This is a genomic window from Coprobacter fastidiosus (assembly GCF_030296935.1).
Taxonomy (GTDB): domain Bacteria; phylum Bacteroidota; class Bacteroidia; order Bacteroidales; family Coprobacteraceae; genus Coprobacter; species Coprobacter fastidiosus.
Genome location: NZ_AP028032.1, coordinates 1,961,694 through 1,979,968 on the forward strand (window position 1 = coordinate 1,961,694; position 18,275 = coordinate 1,979,968).

Genomic DNA, 18,275 nt, shown 5'->3' on the forward strand with positions numbered 1-18,275 from the left:
TAAAAAGTTCAAGCATTTTACTACATTTGCATAAAAGACCCTATCCAAATAAATAAACTTTACGTAACGATGATAAAACAAGATTTTTTATTGGTACAAATTGAAGAACTCGCTAAAAAATTAGCTAAGCTTCTGAAAAAGAAAGAAACTCCGGGAAGCAACACAGATACTCTCGCCGATGATTGCTACAAAGATATACACCTGAGCTTACAAGAGGTGCAAAATGCAACAGCTGAAGAGTTAACCGAGAAAGTGCCGGACTGGGAACTCCTTGAATTATTAGTCAAGTTGATGTTAGCCGATGACAGAATAAATACCGACCGCCAGCAAATAGAAAAAGCTCAACAGCTTTTATACTTCGTGCAAGAACGAGACCGGACCTATTCTTTTGACCGTATTGCCTTGGCCGAATCGATAAGAAGTCTGCTTACCGAATAATCAACGACTAGGATGCTGAGATTTCTTCTTGACATTACGTGTTCTATCTTCTGACTTAGAACGCATAGAAATCTCTTTCCCGACCTTTTTTCTCTCGTTTCCACGTGTGCCACGCAAAGTTTTTCGTAATTTGGTCGCATCTTCCCGTGATGAAAAGTTTTCAGAAGATTTCCGTTTATTCTTCTTCTCTTCATCTTTTGAAATTATTTTCGGAAAATGCAATATTTCACCATCTATCCGCACTTTGTCTTCTAACGACACTTTAGCTCCCATAGCTGCAAGAACACCATTTATCGTTACTCGCTCGTCTACGATCAACTGATCGGCTTCTCGACGAGAACAAAAACCTGCGTCACTTATATATTTATTGATCCTTATCTTTTCCATATCATCATTCCAAAACAATGCGTGAAACATTTACATTTTCTTTCAAAAACAAAGATGCCGCCATAGAAAACCTTTGAGGGGATTCGGTCGTAAGGAAACGGCATGTACTGCTTTTAGTACATCGCCTCTCCATTTCAGGATGCCGATAAAGATAATTCTTAAGACTTACGGCAACCAAATCACCTTGAGGAAGAGGCAATACTCCCTCCGGCAAAAATGTCTTGATTTTATCCAATAACAGAGGATAATGAGTACATCCCAAAATAACCGTATCTATATCGGGACATTGCATCATAAGACGGTCTATATATTGACGTACAAAATAATCTGCACCGGGAGAACGATGCTCATTATTTTCGACTAATGGTACCCACATTGGACATGCCTCTCCGAATACCTCATACTCCGGATATAGTTTTTTTATCTCTAACGGGTATGAACAAGATTGTATAGTCCCCGTCGTTCCCAATATCCCGATTTTTCCTGTCCGGGTTATATGCCCCAACGCTTCGACTGTCGGGCGAATAACTCCTAAAACTCTCCTATTAGGAGCAATTTGAGGAAGATCTTTCTGTTGAATAGAACGAAGTGCTTTCGCAGAAGCAGTATTACAAGCCAGAATAACTAACTGACAACCACGCTCAAATAAGGTCAATACAGCCTCCCTAGTAAACTCATACACTATCTCAAAAGAGCGCGTTCCATAGGGAGCACGGGCATTATCTCCCAAATAAATATAATCATATTCGGGCATTTGCCGACGAATATCTTCCAAAATAGTCAATCCGCCGTAACCTGAATCAAATACTCCTATCGGACCGGGTTGTTCGCTATATAAATTCATTTTCACAAGAAAACAGAAAAAGGATGATACAGGCGATCATCCTTCTCTGATTATGTATTGAAAATTATTATTTTAATCCCAATTTTGCCTTTACCAGCGGAGTAGCATCTTCACTACTAGCTCCGGCAAACAACACAGCGTTAAGGTCGAACAAATAGGTAAACTTATATTCGTCTCCCACCGCTTTAATAGCATCTCTCATTTTTTTCTCTACCGGAGCGAGCAATTGCTGTTGCTGCTTGGCTAAATCATTTTGAACTACCTCTTGGAAATTCTGAATTCTTTGGTTCAATTCAGCCAATTCTTGTTGACGACGAGCTTTGATATTTTCCGGAATAGAGATCGAATCTTGTGTCGCCATCAATTCTTTATACTTTTTGCCGAATTCTTCCTGCATTTTAAGGAATTCATCTTCATACTTTTTAGCAAGAGCGTCATATTCTTTCTGTGCAGCTTCCCGTTCGGGCATAGCAGAAAAAATTTCCATAGTATTTACAGTTCCGAATTTAAATTGCGGAGTCTGAGCAAATGCACAAAAAGGCAATGCAAACAATACAATAATCAAAAGTTTCTTAAACATATAATTCAATTTTTTATTTTTTAATAATCGAGAACTATTAACAGGACACAAAAATACATATTTATTTCGAATATCCTAATTTTGCAAGGACTTCATTGCTTATATCAATGCGAGGAGAGGCAAATATAATATTCGCAGAAGATGCCCGATCCATTACCATCTGATATCCTTTTGTCTCCGAAATTTGCTTTACGGCATTATAGATATCATCCTGTATCGGTTTCATAAGACTTTCTCTCTTCTTAAACAACTCCCCTTCTGGCCCGAAATATTTGCGACGAAGATCTTGAGTTTTTTTGTCTTCAGCAACAATTTCTTCTTCTTTCTTTTTCTTTTGATCATCTGACAAAAAGACGGAGTTAGATTGATACTCTTTATACATACTCTCTACTTTTTGCGCCTGAGTCGTTATCTCTTTTTCCCACCGTTGAGAAACTTGTTTCAGTTGTTCGTTCGCCATTTCATACGAAGGTATATTCTTCAAGATATATTCCATATCTATCAATGCAAACTTCTGAGCCTTGCTCTCGAATGCAAAAGCGGCAACTAATGCTAAAATAAAAATAATCCGTTTCATACTCAATTATTTTAAAGGTTAAAAACAGAATCGGCAGAAAGAGCCTCCTTCTCCTAAAAACATTTCTTTCATTCTCTTTGTTCCGCTTTACCCACAGCAAATAACATTCCTTAGAATTCTTGCCCGAGGATAAAGTGTAATTGACTGCCTCCGACTTTTTGTACTCCGGTAAAAGGTTTATCGAATCCGTATGCCCAATCGAGCCCCATCATTCCGATCATCGGTAAAAATATACGGACTCCCACACCTGCAGAACGTTTCAATTTAAATGGATTGAAATCCCTCACTTCAGTCCAAGCATTCCCGGCTTCGGCAAATGCCAAAGCATAAATAGTAGACGATGGTTGCAATATAACCGGGAAATGAAGTTCCACTCCCAAACGTGTATATGCATACCCCTCATACCCATAGGGAGTCAATGATCCGTTTTCATATCCGCGAAGCGCAATAGTTTCGGTCGCATAATTATAGCTATATCCCGACATTCCGTCTCCTCCCACATAGAAAGTCTCGAACGGCGAACGCTTATGTCTATTATAAGAGCCTAAGATTCCCACTTCGGCACGAGTCATCAATACAAGAGTATGCTGGCTCTCCGCCGAAGTAAGCGGAGTAAATGTTTTTGCTTTAAATTTCCATTTATGATATTCGATCCACTTATACATCGTTTCCCGATCTTTTTTATTATTGGAAGGATCGAGTTTACTATAATCGACGTTATTGAAAAGTGAGTATGGAGGCGTAAGCTGCAATGACAGTGAGAATTGAGACCCCCGACGAGTATATATCGGATTATCGATAGAATTTCGAGCCAATGTCAAATTCAAGGTAATACTGTGGGACGTACCGTTCTGCATAAAATAAAGATATTCCCAATCTTTCAATTTATACAACTGATACCCCAATTCTGCAGAAAGCGTAAAATAGTCATCCGGCCAATTCAATCGTTTCCCGAACCCTACAGCAACACCGAACATCTGTAAAGATTTACTGGGGTCGTATGCATAACTATAATCGTAATTGTCACCATAATAATTATTATAGCCATAATAACTGTTATACCCATAACCATACGGATCGATATAGTTATTATTCCAATAACTGGTACTTATATCAGTTTGACGGCTATAATAAACCGAAAAACTGAATGAGTTAGGCCGTTTTCCACCAAACCAAGGATCCATAAATGACAAACTGTAAGATTGATAGTAACGGGCATTAGTCTGAGCACTGATTGTCAAGGTTTGTCCCTCTCCTTGAGGAATAATTCCTTTATAAGACTTCGGCTTCAAGAAATTCTTTACAGAGAAATTAGTAAACTTCAAACTCAATTTACCGATTATTCCGGTCTGTCCCCAACCGGCAGAAAATTCTATTTGGTCATTAGCCTTCGATTGTAAAGCATACACCAAATCTACAGTTCCGTTCTCAGGATCAGGTTCGGGACGAATATCCATTGTTTCCGGATCGAAGTGTCCCATCTGGGCAATTTCACGAGCAGAACGCATCAGATCGGATTTATTGAAAAGTTCTCCGGGTTTAGTTCTTAATTCCCGACGAACGACATGCTCATACAGCCGGTCATTACCTTGAATGATGATTTTGTTGATACGAGCTTGCTGTCCTTCGTACATACGCAATTCCAAGTCTATGGAATCATTTTCGACATTTACTTCGATAGGATCGAGTTGGAAGAAAAGATAACCGTTATTCATATACAGATTGGCAACTGCATCTTCATCTTCCATAGTCCGTTGCCTCAAGAGCTTTTGATTATATACATCTCCCGGTTTCATTCGAAGCAATGCACTCAAGTATTCAGAAGGATAAAGGGTATTCCCCACCCAACGGATATCCCTCAAATAATATTTTCGGCCTTCATCTACCTTAATGAATACATCTACAGTCTTATCATTATAAGGGGCAACACTATCACTTACGATAACAGCGTCCCTATAACCCAATTCATTATATTTATCAATAATCAAATTAAGGTCTTCCGCAAATTTTTCTTTTACAAATTTTTTGGTACGGAACAGATTAATCAATTTCCCTTTCTCATTGGTTTTCTTCATTACACGTTGTAACTTATTATCTGAAAGGACAGTATTTCCGTCTATATATATTTTATGAACCTTAACCTTTTCTTTTTTATCGATATTAATATCGACGATAACTTGATTTTCATGAGAAAGGTCATCTTTTTGCAAAATCTGTACCTCTGCATTTTTAAAGCCTTTTTCTTCAAAATGCTTTTTTATCAACATCTTAGCCCGGTCTACGATGTTCGGAGTGATTTGATTACCTTTTACCAATCCAAGCTTCAATTCCAAATCTTCCCGCTCCGACTTTTTTATTCCATTATAATTGATTTGAGAAATACGGGGACGTTGTTTCAAATCGATATTCAACCATACCTGAGAACCATATATCTTAGTTACAGAAATAGCGACATCAGAAAACAGCCCTTGCCTCCAAAAACGTTTTACGGCAGTCGTAATAGCGTCTCCGGGTATTTCGATCGTTTCCCCTACCGACAATCCTGAGAAACCGATCAAAACATAATCTTCATAATTATTCTTTACTCCGGAAACCGATATTCCTGCAATTTCATATTTTTTAGGAGTCGCCGAATATAAAACTTCGGGATTATAAATCGTATCGTTTTTAACTGTCGCCCCATCCTGTGCAAACATAGATCCGGTTGCAAATAAAAGGAATACGAGCAGTAATAATGGGTGTTTGAGCATATTGCGTTGTAAAATTTCTAATATCGTTCTCATAGCTGTTCACTTATTTTTCCGAACCGTCGTTCGCGCGACTGATAATCGCAGATAGCTTTATACAGACTCTCTTTGCCGAAATCAGGCCAATATTCTTCCGTAAAATAAAGTTCGGCATAGGAAAGCTGCCACATTAAAAAATTACTGATCCGCAATTCACCTCCGGTACGAATCAATAAATCCGGATCAGGAAAAGCAGCAGTCGTCAAACGAGAACTGATCAAAGATTCATCAATATCACTTATTGCAAGCTGCCCTGAAATAATATCTGTAGCAATGCGTTTTGTAGTATCCGTGATTTCCCACCGGGAAGAATAACTTAATGCCAATATCAATGTAAGCCCGGTATTAACAGAGGTTTGCGCTATACAATTATCTAATCGAGCCTTAACTTCATCCGGCATACGCGACAAATCTCCGATAGCATTCAAACGAACGTTATTCTTCATCAAATCCGGAGTTTCTCTCTCAATAGCCATTACCATAAGAGCCATTAAAGCCGTTATTTCCTCATCCGGACGTGACCAGTTTTCCGTTGAAAAAGTATATAATGTAAGATACTTGACACCTATTTCAACAGCAGCTTCTGTAACGGTACGCACGGCATCTACACCATATTTATGACCGTAAGTACGTTCCATATTCCGCTCTTTCGCCCAACGACCATTACCATCCATTATGATAGCAATATGTTGAGGCAAACGTGTTTTATCTATTTTCTCTAAATACGACATAAGTCGATCTCATTATTTTTATTATAAGTTATTGCAAATAGTCTTTTTACGTCCGAAATCATAAGTTATTGTAAACCATGTAAAAGAATACCAATCGGTATTCTTAAACGCGGAACTTTGAATTTTATAAGGATCGTCCAACACTTTTCCGTCAAGCTTATCCCCTAAAGATTTCCTCATAGAAAACTCAAAACCGATATTCCATCGCTCAGCTAATTTATACTTCAGTCCTACCCCGATAGGGATATTCAAACTAAAATATCCGTCACCTTTCTTAGGAACTGCCGTAATTCCAACCCCGACTAACAAATACGGGGAAAATCGCTTCGTTCCTAAATAAGAATAACCCCATCCATAATGGAAAAAATTAAATTCGGCTTGAGCTCCCATATCGATTAACTGTCGCTTAAATATATAATCAGCTCTTCCGGGAAAAACATTGGACATTCCTCTTGTATCACCTTTGATACCAGACGTTGCCAAATCACATTTTATAGCCCAGCGATAATTCAGGTTTCTTCGAAATACCGCTCCGAAAACCGCTCCCGGCTTTCGAAATATTTTTGAAGGATTAATATCCCCCATATAAAACCCTATACCTGCGCCCGCACCGATCTCATACTTAAAATCCTGACTTCGGACTACCGATATAGAAGCTATCGATATAATGATAATCAAAAAGAGCTTCTTCATGTGATGTCATTTAAAAATGCAACCTAATAATAAAAACGCTACAATTTGATTAAAATTATTTCAAGAATTCATTTTTCACCTTTATTTATTTAAGGTATAGGCTCAAAAGTAAGCCGTGTGATTACTCCCCGCCACACCTCATCATACAAATCTCCGTTTTCATCCACTCCACCAAACATATATATAAAAGGCACAGGCTCGGTCGTCAAAGCTTTTGTATATCGCCGCATACCTGTAGGAATAACAGGACTCTCCAAAAGATTCCAAGACATTTGAGATGATCGGATATCAAGACTTTCTTCACACACGACAGCCGATGCAAAGGCTCTGCCTTTAATATCTTTCGGTAAAGACAAGGAAGATCCGTCTTCTGCTTTCGTCCAAAAACCTCCCAAATCTGTCGTAGTATAAATATCATTCAACACCTTTGTTCCGTCCGATCCTCCTATAATAAAGTATGTCAATAATTCTGTATAATAGTCAAGAGACGAATGATATTTATATGTATAATATGTAAAAAACATAGCTCCTTCTCTCGGCGTGATCGGAGCTCCACCAGCCCCTCCGTTTACATTATTCAACGAAACCCAATTTTCTCCGTCAAATCCCCATACCGAATTGGAAAAAGAATGCCCGTCACTTAATCGCCCGCCGACAAAAACGATCTGGGACGTTCCCCAATCACTTTTATAAGAGACCGTATTGCTAAAACCAGAAACCGGAAAGTCTGCCGGAACAGCAGTCAATTCACCTTGTTGAGGATAAGAAGCATACTTATATGCGCTTCCGTCTTTAACTATTCCCAATAAGGTACTCTCGTACATTCCTATCAAACTGTAAAATGCAGAAGAACCTGCTACTGGACTCCAACTAACACCATCAGAAGAAGAGACTAATGTCTTTGAGTCCGATGTCCCGACCAGTGCAAAAAAGCCTTCGGGAGAAACGATAATAGAATTTATATCTAAATCGGATATTCCTGAAATCGTACCTTTTTGCCAGTTTCCTTGTCCCGGAGTAGCCGTTTTAAACAAAGAATATTCTCCCGACTCATTTTCAGTAAAACAATAAACACTTCCGTCTTTCATCAAGGTCTTCTGAGCAACAGCATCCGATGCAGGCAGCCCGCTACCCGACAAATTCTCCCAAATTAAAGAGTCGGCTTTTACCTGATGTACCCGCACATCGATCACATAATCCCGCTGAGTCGTCCCGTCCGCTGCAACAACGGTCATGGTCACCGAACCTCTTCCTCCTGAGAAATCAATGGAATCGGAAGGCGATTCTAAATAGTTAATCGTCGTAGTCTTGTCATTTCCCGAATCATCTTTACCTTTTATATATATTTCAACTTTTGAAGGAGATGAAAATTCCATATTTGCGACCAAATGGGAAATGTCCGTCCCGTAAGGTAAAGAATCTGCATTGTAAATATTTCCGGATACAAGATCGATCGTAAAAAAGCGCTTAGATAAATTATCGACAATAGAAGTCGTATCATCGGACAGATAAAAAGATTTTACCATAGTGTTCGAATAAGAGGAATACAACGGCACATCTTCATCTTCCGCATCATTGCAACTAATAAACAATATAAAAAATACGGATAAAAGAGAAAAAAGTATTTTAGACACTTTCATGCTGAAATATTTTACATTAATAGCTATTAAAGCTGCAAAATTAGAAACATTTTTCGCTTTAGCCACAGTATTGCATATAATTATAACAATTTATAGTAAACCACGATTTTTTTCAACAAAATAGCAATCTACAAATTACCATAAATTATAGTTGCAAAAACATTTCTAATTTTGCCAAGTTTCAAAATTAATAAAACCGATGAAAAACTATCCTGTTTTTCGATATACATGCCAAATAACTCTATTTATCCGACATTTCTATCGACGATGTATTTTTGAAATCAAATGTCCTCCGGAATAAAAAAATCGATCGGGAACACGAGTTACGACCGGTGCACAGACTCCGTTTTTCAATTCAAACGGAGTCTCTTCTATCCGGATCTCATCCCAACAATCCGAATCGATAAAACTTTGTAACAGAACCGCACCTCCTTCTACAAGCAAGCTGCTTATTTTCCGACGAAATAGTTCCTGCAACAGTGTCGGAATTATCGGCTTTGTAAAATCGACTGTCAGATACTCGATATTACCGCTCGGTTCATGTATTTTTTCCGTAATGACTAATGTCGGATTTCCATCAGAAAACAATCTTAAATTTTCAGGAAGCTCTAACCTCCGGTCTATAACCAAACGTAACGGATTCTTACCGCTCCAATAACGTACCGTTAAAGAAGGATCATCATATAATGCCGTACGCGTCCCGACCAAAATTGCATCATATTCAGCTCTTAACCGATGCACAGATGTTAAAGTGACAGCATTGGAAAATAAAACGGGCGACTCACTACAAGATCGCATCCGATCGATAAATCCATCGGAACTCTGCGCCCACTTTAAAAGGATATACGGACGATGAAATTTTTGAACTGTCATAAAATGGCTATTCAAACGGATAGCCTCCTCTTCCAGTATCCCCGTAATTACCTCAACTCCGGCCTCACGCAGCATTCGGACTCCTCGCCCGGAAACTTCAGGAAAAGGATCGAAACAGGCCATGACGACCCGAGGTATTTGCTTTTCGATAATCAGTTTGCAGCACGGGGGTGTTTTCCCATAATGAGAACAAGGTTCGAGCGAAACATAGATCGTAGATTCTCTAAGCAACTCTTCATTTTTGACCGAACGAATGGCATTGACTTCGGCATGTGCTTCTCCGCACCTGCGATGATACCCTTCTCCGATAATCTTCCCTTTATGCACGACCACAGCCCCCACCATAGGGTTAGGCGATACGTGACCGCGACCTAATGCCGCCAATTGTAAACAACGGCGCATATAGCGGCAATGATCCTCATGCGAATATTTCATACTATTTTTTCTTATCTTTGTACACAAAGCAGCAAGCCGCACATGAAACAAAGTATTCGACGTATCCAAAATTGTTTACAGGATATATATCCTACCGGAGAAATCAAGGCATTGACCCGCATCATTCTCGAAGAAGTATGCCAATATTCTCTTACAGATATACTCTTGCACAAAAATAGCATTTTATCGGCAAGTAAACACCAGGAGATCGAAACTATATTACAACGGTTGAAACAAAACGAGCCGATCCAATATATTCTCGGACATACAAAATTTTACGGAATAAATATCAACGTAGCTCCCGGAGTACTGATTCCTCGCCCCGAAACGGAAGAATTGGTCGAACTTATCTTAAAAGAAAATGAAAAGCTGAAAGGAAACATTCTCGACATCGGTACAGGAAGCGGATGCATAGCATTAGCTCTGGCAAAATTCTTACCTGAATCCCGAGTAGAAGGCTGGGATATTTCTGTCGAAGCACTGAACATAGCAACTCAGAATGCCCGACAAAACAGTATTGAAGCATTTTTTTTACAAAAAGACATTTTAAATCTTAACACCTCGGAAATCTCCCGGCAATATGATCTGATCGTAAGTAATCCCCCGTACATCTGCGAAAGAGAGAAGAAAGAAATGGATAGAAATGTTTTGGATTATGAACCGCACCTCGCCTTATTTGTAGAAGATTCCGATCCGTTACTTTTTTACCGAAAAATAGCAGAAGCAGGAAAAAGCATCCTTAAACCCGGAAAGAGACTTTATTTCGAAATCAATGCTTTATTCGGCAAAGAAACGCAAAAAATGGTAGAAGAGTATGGCTACACAGATGTTCATATCTATAAAGATATTTCAGGGAAAAACCGGTTTATTTCTGCAAAAAACGACGGATAGCCTCAATCAGTAAAAGTTTCCATTTTTCTTTCTCATCTGTCGATCTTTCTTTTTTCTTTGTATAACACCAATTGACCGAATAACTTTCATTATATACGCTATGCCTAAGTCCTTATCACCTCAAGAAGCTCTGCACAAGGCTGCAGCATATTGTTCTTCAGGAGAACAATGCTGTTACGATATATCCGAGAAACTAAAAAAATGGGGAATCGAAGACTCCGAAGCCTCTAAAATCATAGAATATCTGATAAAACAGCGCTTTATCGATGAAGCCCGTTATGCAAAAGGATTTACAAACGACAAATTCAGATTCAATAAATGGGGAAAAACTAAAATCGCATACGCTTTACGTCAAAAAAAAATCCCGGAGACATTAATCGATGAAGCTCTTTATAACATAAATGAAGAGCAGTATCGGGATACTCTTTTGCAAATTCTGGAAAACAAACAAAAAAACACAAAAGCGGCCGATAAATACGACCTGCACGCAAAACTATTCCGATTTGCCGCTTCTAAAGGATTCGAACCGGATATTATACAATCGGTCATTCAATCCATGAAACTATGAAAAAACAGATCGGGAATATAATAGATCTATTTTATCCTCGCACCTGTCGAGTATGTGGAAGAATGCTGCTAACTCACGAAGAATTTCTATGTCTTCATTGCATTCACAATATACCCCGAACCGATTTTCACAAAAAAGAATCCCATCCAATGGAACAATTGTTCAGAGGGAAAATCGACATACAGGATGCATACGCATTCTTCTATTTTACCCAACACGGAGACTACAGACGACTAATACATAACATAAAATATAAAGGAGAAAAACGCTGCGGGAAATATCTGGGGAGTCTTTTCGCTTCGGAATTGCTCAAAGAAGGGAAGCTTCAAGATATAGACATTATCGCTCCCGTTCCGTTACATCACAGCAGAGAGCGTGCCAGAGGATATAATCAAAGCGAATGGGTCGCCAAAGGCATTGCCGATGTTATCGGGAAAGAGGTGTGTCCTCATTTATTATGTCGAAGAAAAAAAAACGAAAGTCAAACCCATAAATCGCTCTATGAACGTTGGCTAAACACTCATTCGGCATTCTATGTTCAAGAAACGTCAAAAATAAAAGACAAGCATATTCTACTGGTTGATGATGTCGTAACTACCGGAGCTACTCTATTGGCATGCGCTGAAGCATTATTGAAATCCGGAAATTGTAAAATTTCTCTTTTAACCTTAGCCATCACTCAACAAAACAACAAATAAGACCCTGAAAAAATCATTGCAGAAAATTTTCTTTCGTTCTGTTTTTTGTACCTTTGCATTTACAATAAAAGAGTTACAACATAGAACCAATAACAATATGAAAAGTTTAGAGAGATTAGTCGCTGAGAAATTGCTAAAAATCAGCGCAGTAAAACTCCAGCCATCCAACTCTTTCACATGGGCCTCCGGATGGAAATCACCGATTTATACAGATAATCGCAAGACCTTATCTTATCCGGCACTCCGTTCTTTTATCAAAATTGAATTGTGTCGCCTGATTATGGAAAAATATGAAAATGTCGATGCTATTGCTGGAGTAGCGACAGGGGCAATCGCTCAAGGAGCTTTGGTCGCTGACGAATTAGGACTACCCTATGTATATGTGCGTTCTACGCCCAAGGATCACGGACTTGAAAATCTGATCGAAGGAAATTTGATTCCGGGACAACGGGTCGTGGTCATCGAAGATTTGATCTCTACCGGCGGAAGCAGCCTCAAAGCTGTAGAAGCCATACGTAATGCAGGTTGCGAGGTTATAGGTATGGCAGCAATTTTCACCTATCGTTTCCCGATTGCAGAAGAACGATTTAAAGCGGCAAATGTAAAACTGACCACCCTCAGCAATTACGATGCAGTATTGGAAGTAGCTTTGGAAACCAAATATATCGAAGAAGAAGATCTTGCTACTTTACAAGAATGGAGACGTGACCCCGCTAAATGGAATCAAGATAAATAAACGGCAAATGACACAATTCGAAAGTAGTATAAAAATTATTCCTGCAAATATAGAGATCATCTTTAACACGATATCCGATCTAAAAAATCTGGAAAAAATTAAAGACCGCCTGCCTGTCGATAAAATACAGGACTTCTCCTGTGACACGAACAGTTGTTCATTCTCGATAAATCCGGTCGGCTCTCTCGGACTAAGAATTATCGAACGAGAACCTTACAAAACGATCAAGTTTGAAACGGAAAAATCTCCGGTACCACTCTTTTTATGGATACAATTATTACCCGTAACCGATCAAGAGACAAAAATCAAAATCACATGCCGGGCTGAACTGAATATGCTTATCAAAGGAATGGTTTCGAAACCGTTACAAGACGGTATCGAAAAACTGGCGGATATGTTGACGACAATTACTTACGAATAAAAAAAATTTTCATGGCACAGAAACTCTGGGAAAAGAATGTTCAGGTAAATGCGGATATAGACCGATTTACAGTAGGGAAAGACAGAGAAATGGATCTCTATTTGGCCCCGTACGACATATTGGGCTCTATTGCCCACATTACTATGCTCGAAAGTATCGGATTATTGACAAAAAACGAGCTGGATATTCTGACCGGAGAACTTCGGAACATCTACACCATAGCTGAAAAGGGCGAGTTTATTATCGAAGACGGTATTGAAGACGTTCATTCGCAAGTAGAACTGATGCTCACCCGCAAATTAGGGGACATAGGGAAGAAGATACACAGCGGGCGCTCTCGAAATGATCAAGTGCTGGTAGATCTAAAACTATTTATTCGGAGTGAGATAAAAACTCTTGTCGAGCTTTCCGACAACTTAATAAATGCACTAATCCGACAAAGCGATACATATAAAAATATCCTAATGCCCGGATACACGCATTTGCAAGTCGCCATGCCTTCTTCTTTCGGACTTTGGTTCGGAGCCTATGCAGAAAGTCTCGTCGATGACCTGACTGTTATGCAGGCGGCTTATCGCATCTGCAACAGAAACCCGTTAGGATCTGCTGCCGGATACGGTTCATCATTCCCTTTGAATAGAACAATGACTACCCGACTTTTAGGGTTTGATTCTATGGATTATAACGTTGTATATGCTCAAATGGGACGAGGAAAAACCGAACGGATCGTTGCATCGGCAATGGGGTCAATCGCTGCAACATTATCTAAATTGGCCTTTGATGCCTGTTTATTTAACTCCCAAAATTTCGGATTCATCAAACTTCCGGATGAATATACTACAGGATCAAGCATCATGCCACACAAGAAAAATCCGGACGTATTTGAATTGACTCGTGCCAAATGTAATAAAATACAAGCTCTGCCGTATCAAATTACATTAATCTCCAACAATCTTCCATCAGGATATTTCAGAGACCTGCAAATCATTAAAGAAGTATTTTTACCGGCCTTTGATGAATTAAAGGAGTGCCTGCGCATGGTAACGGAAATGATGAGCCATATGACCGTAAACACCCATATTCTGGACGATGATAAATACAAATTGATATTCAGCGTCGAAGAAGTCAATCGTCTGACCCTTTCAGGAGTTCCGTTCCGGGATGCTTACAAACAGGTCGGATTGAGCATCGAAGCCGGAACATTTGAACCCGACAAACATGTGCAACATACACATGAAGGCAGTATCGGTAATCTCTGCAACGACCGCATATCTTTACTAAAACAGCAAGTTATAGACGGATTTGATTTTAATAAAATCGAAACGGCTGAAGCTGCTCTTTTAGGGAAATCTTGACAAAAGATCAAAGATTTTTAAAGAAAAAAATAAATTCTTCACACGCAGAGATATACCAAAAAAGAATATCTCTGCGTTTTATATATTAAATGCCTGCAATGTTCAAATATCCATTCATATTATATCTATTTCTAATTATTCTTTTCTCCGGATGCGATAAAAATGATGAATACCGTATTCCGGTAACGACTGTAAGAATCGAGTTCAGGAGCTCTGCTTTATGGAGTCAATACGGTGTACATGCGTTTCCCGACTATCAGAAATTCATTCTTAACAAAATTCCCAACAAAGAGTTTTATAATGTATCTTCTGCAACAGGCTATGGAGGAGTATTACTGGTTTGCGGGTATTCTAATCAATTATATGCATACGACCTGACATGTCCAGTAGAACGAGACCCCTCTGTCAGAATCGATATAGATGAAGAGACATATCACGCTTATTGCCCACAATGCAAATCGACATTCGATGTTTTTGAAGGGACAGGTTCGCCTTTAAGCGGAACAGCTCGAGAACATAAATATATGTTACGAAGTTATCAAGTCGGCATAGCAAACGGGTTATACTATATAACAAACTAAAAATCAAACATTAACAGGCTAAATATTAATATAAAATCACATCTCTATAAACTTATAAAATCATATTTTTTTAAGTTTATCCTGCTTTTCGACTATAAATCTTTTGTAAAAACAAAAAACAATTCTATATTTGCAGTCGCAAATGCGAAAATAGCTCAGTTGGTAGAGCATAACCTTGCCAAGGTTAGGGTCGCGGGTTCGAGTCCCGTTTTTCGCTCCAGGCCGCCCGGATGGTGGAATGGTAGACACGAAGGACTTAAAATCCTTTGGCTATTGCAGCTGTGCGGGTTCAAGTCCCGCTCCGGGTACGAAAGGCGACAAATCAAAGTTTGTCGCCTTTTCGTTTTTTTTACAATACTCTATAAAAAACACACCGATATTTACGCCTTTCACCTATTACTTATATTCAATTTTTATTTACCGAAAACACACTTATTTTGTACAAAAAAGAATATATTTACAACCTTATAAGTCAAAAAATAAAATATGGATACCATATTGATTATTTTAGGAATAATTTGCCTCATTACAGGAATAGCCGGATGTTTTCTTCCGGTTCTTCCGGGACCGCCAGTTGCCTATTTAGGCATTCTTTTCTTACACTTCACCGACAAAGTACAATATTCCGGCACACAATTGCTGATTTGGTTGCTTATCGTCATCATCACATTGGTCTTAGATTATTTCATCCCGATGCTGGGCAGCAAATATAGCGGTGGAAGTAAATGGGGAAACCGAGGTTGCCTAATCGGAACGATCGTCGGGCTCTTCTTTTTACCTTGGGGAATAATAGCCGGTCCTTTCTTTGGGGCTGTTATCGGCGAATTATTAGGGCAAAAAGAACTTTCTCATGCTATAAAATCAGGGTTGGGGTCTTTAGTCGGATTCTTACTGGGAACTGCATTAAAATTTATCGTATGCCTTTACTTTACATACACATTCATAACAAGTCTTATTAATGCCTAAAAATATCACACCAATTCGACCGATATCCTCAAGAAGTTATGCCACTAAAAATCTATATTCCGAGTTACGGTGACTCATATCTTCAAATTTTCCCTACTCAAATAAAGTTTTTCATTCAAAAGTAAATTTTGCAACTATAAGTAACAAATACTTTGTATTTTTGCAAAACTAAAAAAAAGACAAGATGACGAATCCGGAAATACAGACTTTTTTAGATAAGCATGGATATGACAAAATCGATCTGAAAGCCGTACTTATCGATATGGACGGTGTTTTGTATGATTCGATGAAAAATCACGCGAATGCGTGGTATGAAACGATTTCGGCTTTAGGCATAGATTCTACACCCCGTGAATTTTATTTATATGAAGGTAGAACCGGTGCTTCGACAATCAACCTACTATTCCAACGAGCATTCAACCGGCCGGCTACCGAAAAAGAGATCCACGAAATCTATGCAAAGAAAACCGAAAGTTTTAACCGCCAACCAAAAGCCGAAGCCATGCCGGGAGCGGCCGAATTTCTAAAAAAGATAAAAGCAGCCGGATTAACTCCGGTTTTGGTAACCGGATCAGGACAAACATCACTTCTTGATAAATTAGACCACGAATACCCCGGAATCTTTACCCCGGAAACAATGGTAACCGCTTTTGACGTCAAATATGGAAAACCTCATCCCGAACCATATTTAATAGGATTGCAAAAAGCCAAAGCAAAGCCGAATCAGGCAATTGTCATCGAAAACGCCCCATTAGGTGTAGAAGCCGGAGTTGCCGCAGGGATCTTTACGATCGGAGTAAATACCGGACCATTAGATGACGAAGTTCTTCTATCTGCCGGAGCAAACATGCTTGTTTCGGATATGCAAACTTTAGCTGATCGGTTCGAAGAAATATATACTACACTAAAACAATAAGTCCATGTCGAAACAACCCGTTATTTTCACACAAAATATATCTGAAAGTATCGATGAAATACTATCTCGTTATTCCTATGATAAGTTGTTTGTATTAACAGACCGGAACACTTTCAAATTTGCATTCCCTTTACTTGAAAACAGTAAGTTATGCAGTAACGCCGAACAGATCATCATCGAAGCGGACGACACGCATAAAAACTTGGAGGCTTTAACCTCCGTATGGAAAATTTTAAGTGATAAACATGCTACCCGCCGTTCTTTTATGATCAATCTGGGTGGTGGCATGGTAACTGATCTGGGAGGATTTGCAGCATCCACATTCAAACGAGGTATTCGTTATATCAATATTCCCACAACATTATTAGGTGCGGTAGATGCTGCTGTAGGCGGGAAAACCGGAATCAACTTCAACGGACTAAAAAATGAAATCGGAGTATTTAATCCGGCCGAATCGGTATTGATTTCTACTGTTTTTTTTAAAACATTATCTCGAGAACATCTCCTTTCGGGCTATGCAGAAATGCTTAAACACGGACTGATTAGCACTCCCGACACATATAACAAATTATTGACATTGGATTTCTCCGATCTCGATTTAGACAAATTGCTGGGACTACTGGAAGAATCGGTAAAAGTAAAAGAACACATAGTGGAAGTTGATCCTTTTGAAAAGAATATCCGAAAATCTTTAAATCTCGGCCATACGGTAGGGCATGCATTCGAAAGTTTATCGCACGAACGCAAATCTCCGATACAACACGGATATGCCGTAGCTTGGGGACTGATTTGCGAACTGCTATTATCACACATGCATTTAGGGTTTCCGGTAGAGCGTATTCGTCAATTATCGACTTTCATTGCTGATAATTACGGTGCTTTTCCAATTACGTGTGAAGATTACGACTCTTTATATGAAAAGATGACCCACGACAAAAAAAATGAATCGGATAGTGTCAATTTCACATTGCTGAAAGATGTCGGCATAGTGGAAATTAACCAAACAGCAACAAAAGAGGAAATATGTACCGCTTTTGATCTGTACCGAGATCTTTTTCATCTATAAAGAAATAGCTTTCCGCACAGAATAAGCCGTATTTCCCTAAATTTTATAGAAAAATTTTGCTGGTAAAAATAAATATACTACTTTTGCCTCACA

General features: G+C 38.9%; 20 protein-coding genes and 2 tRNA genes. 13 read left to right on the forward strand and 9 right to left on the reverse strand.

The features are described from left to right. Positions 1 to 69 precede the first annotated feature (69 nt). A complete protein-coding gene (locus QUE35_RS07735) occupies positions 70 to 438 on the forward strand; it encodes a hypothetical protein (protein ID WP_009318051.1) in 369 nt (122 codons plus the stop codon). Here QUE35_RS07735 and QUE35_RS07740 read toward each other — a convergent pair whose 3' ends face one another. From QUE35_RS07740 to ribD, 9 genes are all read right to left on the reverse strand, one after another. Continuing rightward, on the reverse strand, positions 439 to 825 hold the full coding sequence (locus tag QUE35_RS07740) for a S4 domain-containing protein (protein ID WP_081705771.1): 387 nt from the start codon (positions 823 to 825) through the stop codon (positions 439 to 441). Positions 826 to 829: 4 nt separating this feature from the next. Further along, positions 830 to 1,669: a glutamate racemase gene (murI, locus tag QUE35_RS07745; RefSeq protein ID WP_022603056.1), complete on the reverse strand. Its 840-nt coding sequence runs from the start codon at positions 1,667 to 1,669 to the stop codon at positions 830 to 832. Positions 1,670 to 1,736: 67 nt separating this feature from the next. Beyond that, positions 1,737 to 2,249 (reverse strand): OmpH/Skp family outer membrane protein, encoded by a 513-nt coding sequence (locus tag QUE35_RS07750; protein WP_022391270.1) that lies wholly within the window; start codon positions 2,247 to 2,249, stop codon positions 1,737 to 1,739. Between the two features lie 61 nt (positions 2,250 to 2,310). Next, positions 2,311 to 2,826 carry an OmpH/Skp family outer membrane protein gene (locus QUE35_RS07755; RefSeq protein WP_022391269.1) on the reverse strand — a complete coding sequence of 172 codons (516 nt, stop codon included), beginning with the start codon at positions 2,824 to 2,826 and terminating at the stop codon, positions 2,311 to 2,313. 110 nt (positions 2,827 to 2,936) lie between these two features. Next, entirely contained in the window at positions 2,937 to 5,609 is a 2,673-nt protein-coding gene (locus QUE35_RS07760; RefSeq protein WP_432416281.1) for a BamA/OMP85 family outer membrane protein, read from the reverse strand. Next, a complete protein-coding gene (gene uppS, locus QUE35_RS07765) occupies positions 5,606 to 6,343 on the reverse strand; it encodes an undecaprenyl pyrophosphate synthase (RefSeq protein WP_022603051.1) in 738 nt (245 codons plus the stop codon). The genes QUE35_RS07760 and uppS overlap by 4 nt, the downstream gene beginning before the upstream one ends. Positions 6,344 to 6,364: 21 nt before the next feature. Beyond that, positions 6,365 to 7,036: a type IX secretion system protein PorG gene (gene porG, locus QUE35_RS07770; protein ID WP_022391267.1), complete on the reverse strand. Its 672-nt coding sequence runs from the start codon at positions 7,034 to 7,036 to the stop codon at positions 6,365 to 6,367. An 89-nt stretch (positions 7,037 to 7,125) separates the two neighbouring features. Beyond that, complete coding sequence (locus QUE35_RS07775; RefSeq protein ID WP_022391266.1) at positions 7,126 to 8,742, reverse strand: DUF6242 domain-containing protein; 1,617 nt, start codon at positions 8,740 to 8,742, stop codon at positions 7,126 to 7,128. Positions 8,743 to 8,934: 192 nt separating this feature from the next. Beyond that, positions 8,935 to 9,984, reverse strand: coding sequence for a bifunctional diaminohydroxyphosphoribosylaminopyrimidine deaminase/5-amino-6-(5-phosphoribosylamino)uracil reductase RibD (ribD, locus tag QUE35_RS07780; protein WP_022391265.1), 1,050 nt, complete (start codon positions 9,982 to 9,984; stop codon positions 8,935 to 8,937). 42 nt (positions 9,985 to 10,026) lie between these two features. On the opposite strand from ribD, the gene prmC reads away from it, so the two are divergent. From prmC to aroB, 12 genes are all read left to right on the forward strand, one after another. Further along, positions 10,027 to 10,875 (forward strand): peptide chain release factor N(5)-glutamine methyltransferase, encoded by an 849-nt coding sequence (prmC, locus tag QUE35_RS07785; protein ID WP_022391264.1) that lies wholly within the window; start codon positions 10,027 to 10,029, stop codon positions 10,873 to 10,875. A 100-nt stretch (positions 10,876 to 10,975) separates the two neighbouring features. Next, positions 10,976 to 11,443 (forward strand): regulatory protein RecX, encoded by a 468-nt coding sequence (locus QUE35_RS07790; protein WP_022391263.1) that lies wholly within the window; start codon positions 10,976 to 10,978, stop codon positions 11,441 to 11,443. 149 nt (positions 11,444 to 11,592) lie between these two features. After that, positions 11,593 to 12,141 (forward strand): ComF family protein, encoded by a 549-nt coding sequence (locus QUE35_RS07795; RefSeq protein WP_022603049.1) that lies wholly within the window; start codon positions 11,593 to 11,595, stop codon positions 12,139 to 12,141. Positions 12,142 to 12,238: 97 nt separating this feature from the next. Beyond that, on the forward strand, positions 12,239 to 12,877 hold the full coding sequence (pyrE, locus tag QUE35_RS07800) for an orotate phosphoribosyltransferase (RefSeq protein ID WP_022391262.1): 639 nt from the start codon (positions 12,239 to 12,241) through the stop codon (positions 12,875 to 12,877). 7 nt (positions 12,878 to 12,884) lie between these two features. Continuing rightward, on the forward strand, positions 12,885 to 13,298 hold the full coding sequence (locus QUE35_RS07805; protein WP_031258952.1) for a polyketide cyclase: 414 nt from the start codon (positions 12,885 to 12,887) through the stop codon (positions 13,296 to 13,298). Between the two features lie 11 nt (positions 13,299 to 13,309). After that, positions 13,310 to 14,653: an argininosuccinate lyase gene (argH, locus tag QUE35_RS07810; protein ID WP_009318066.1), complete on the forward strand. Its 1,344-nt coding sequence runs from the start codon at positions 13,310 to 13,312 to the stop codon at positions 14,651 to 14,653. 98 nt (positions 14,654 to 14,751) lie between these two features. Then, positions 14,752 to 15,234, forward strand: coding sequence for a Rieske (2Fe-2S) protein (locus QUE35_RS07815; RefSeq protein WP_009318067.1), 483 nt, complete (start codon positions 14,752 to 14,754; stop codon positions 15,232 to 15,234). 144 nt (positions 15,235 to 15,378) lie between these two features. Continuing rightward, positions 15,379 to 15,454, forward strand: a tRNA-Gly gene (locus tag QUE35_RS07820). Positions 15,455 to 15,458: 4 nt separating this feature from the next. Then, positions 15,459 to 15,542: transfer RNA gene (locus QUE35_RS07825), tRNA-Leu, on the forward strand. Between the two features lie 178 nt (positions 15,543 to 15,720). After that, on the forward strand, positions 15,721 to 16,200 hold the full coding sequence (locus tag QUE35_RS07830) for a DUF456 domain-containing protein (RefSeq protein ID WP_009318068.1): 480 nt from the start codon (positions 15,721 to 15,723) through the stop codon (positions 16,198 to 16,200). Between the two features lie 184 nt (positions 16,201 to 16,384). Beyond that, positions 16,385 to 17,116, forward strand: coding sequence for an inorganic diphosphatase (locus tag QUE35_RS07835; protein ID WP_022603044.1), 732 nt, complete (start codon positions 16,385 to 16,387; stop codon positions 17,114 to 17,116). A 4-nt stretch (positions 17,117 to 17,120) separates the two neighbouring features. Then, positions 17,121 to 18,182, forward strand: a complete 1,062-nt coding sequence (gene aroB, locus QUE35_RS07840) for a 3-dehydroquinate synthase (RefSeq protein ID WP_022391258.1) — start codon at positions 17,121 to 17,123, stop codon at positions 18,180 to 18,182. Positions 18,183 to 18,275 lie beyond the last annotated feature (93 nt).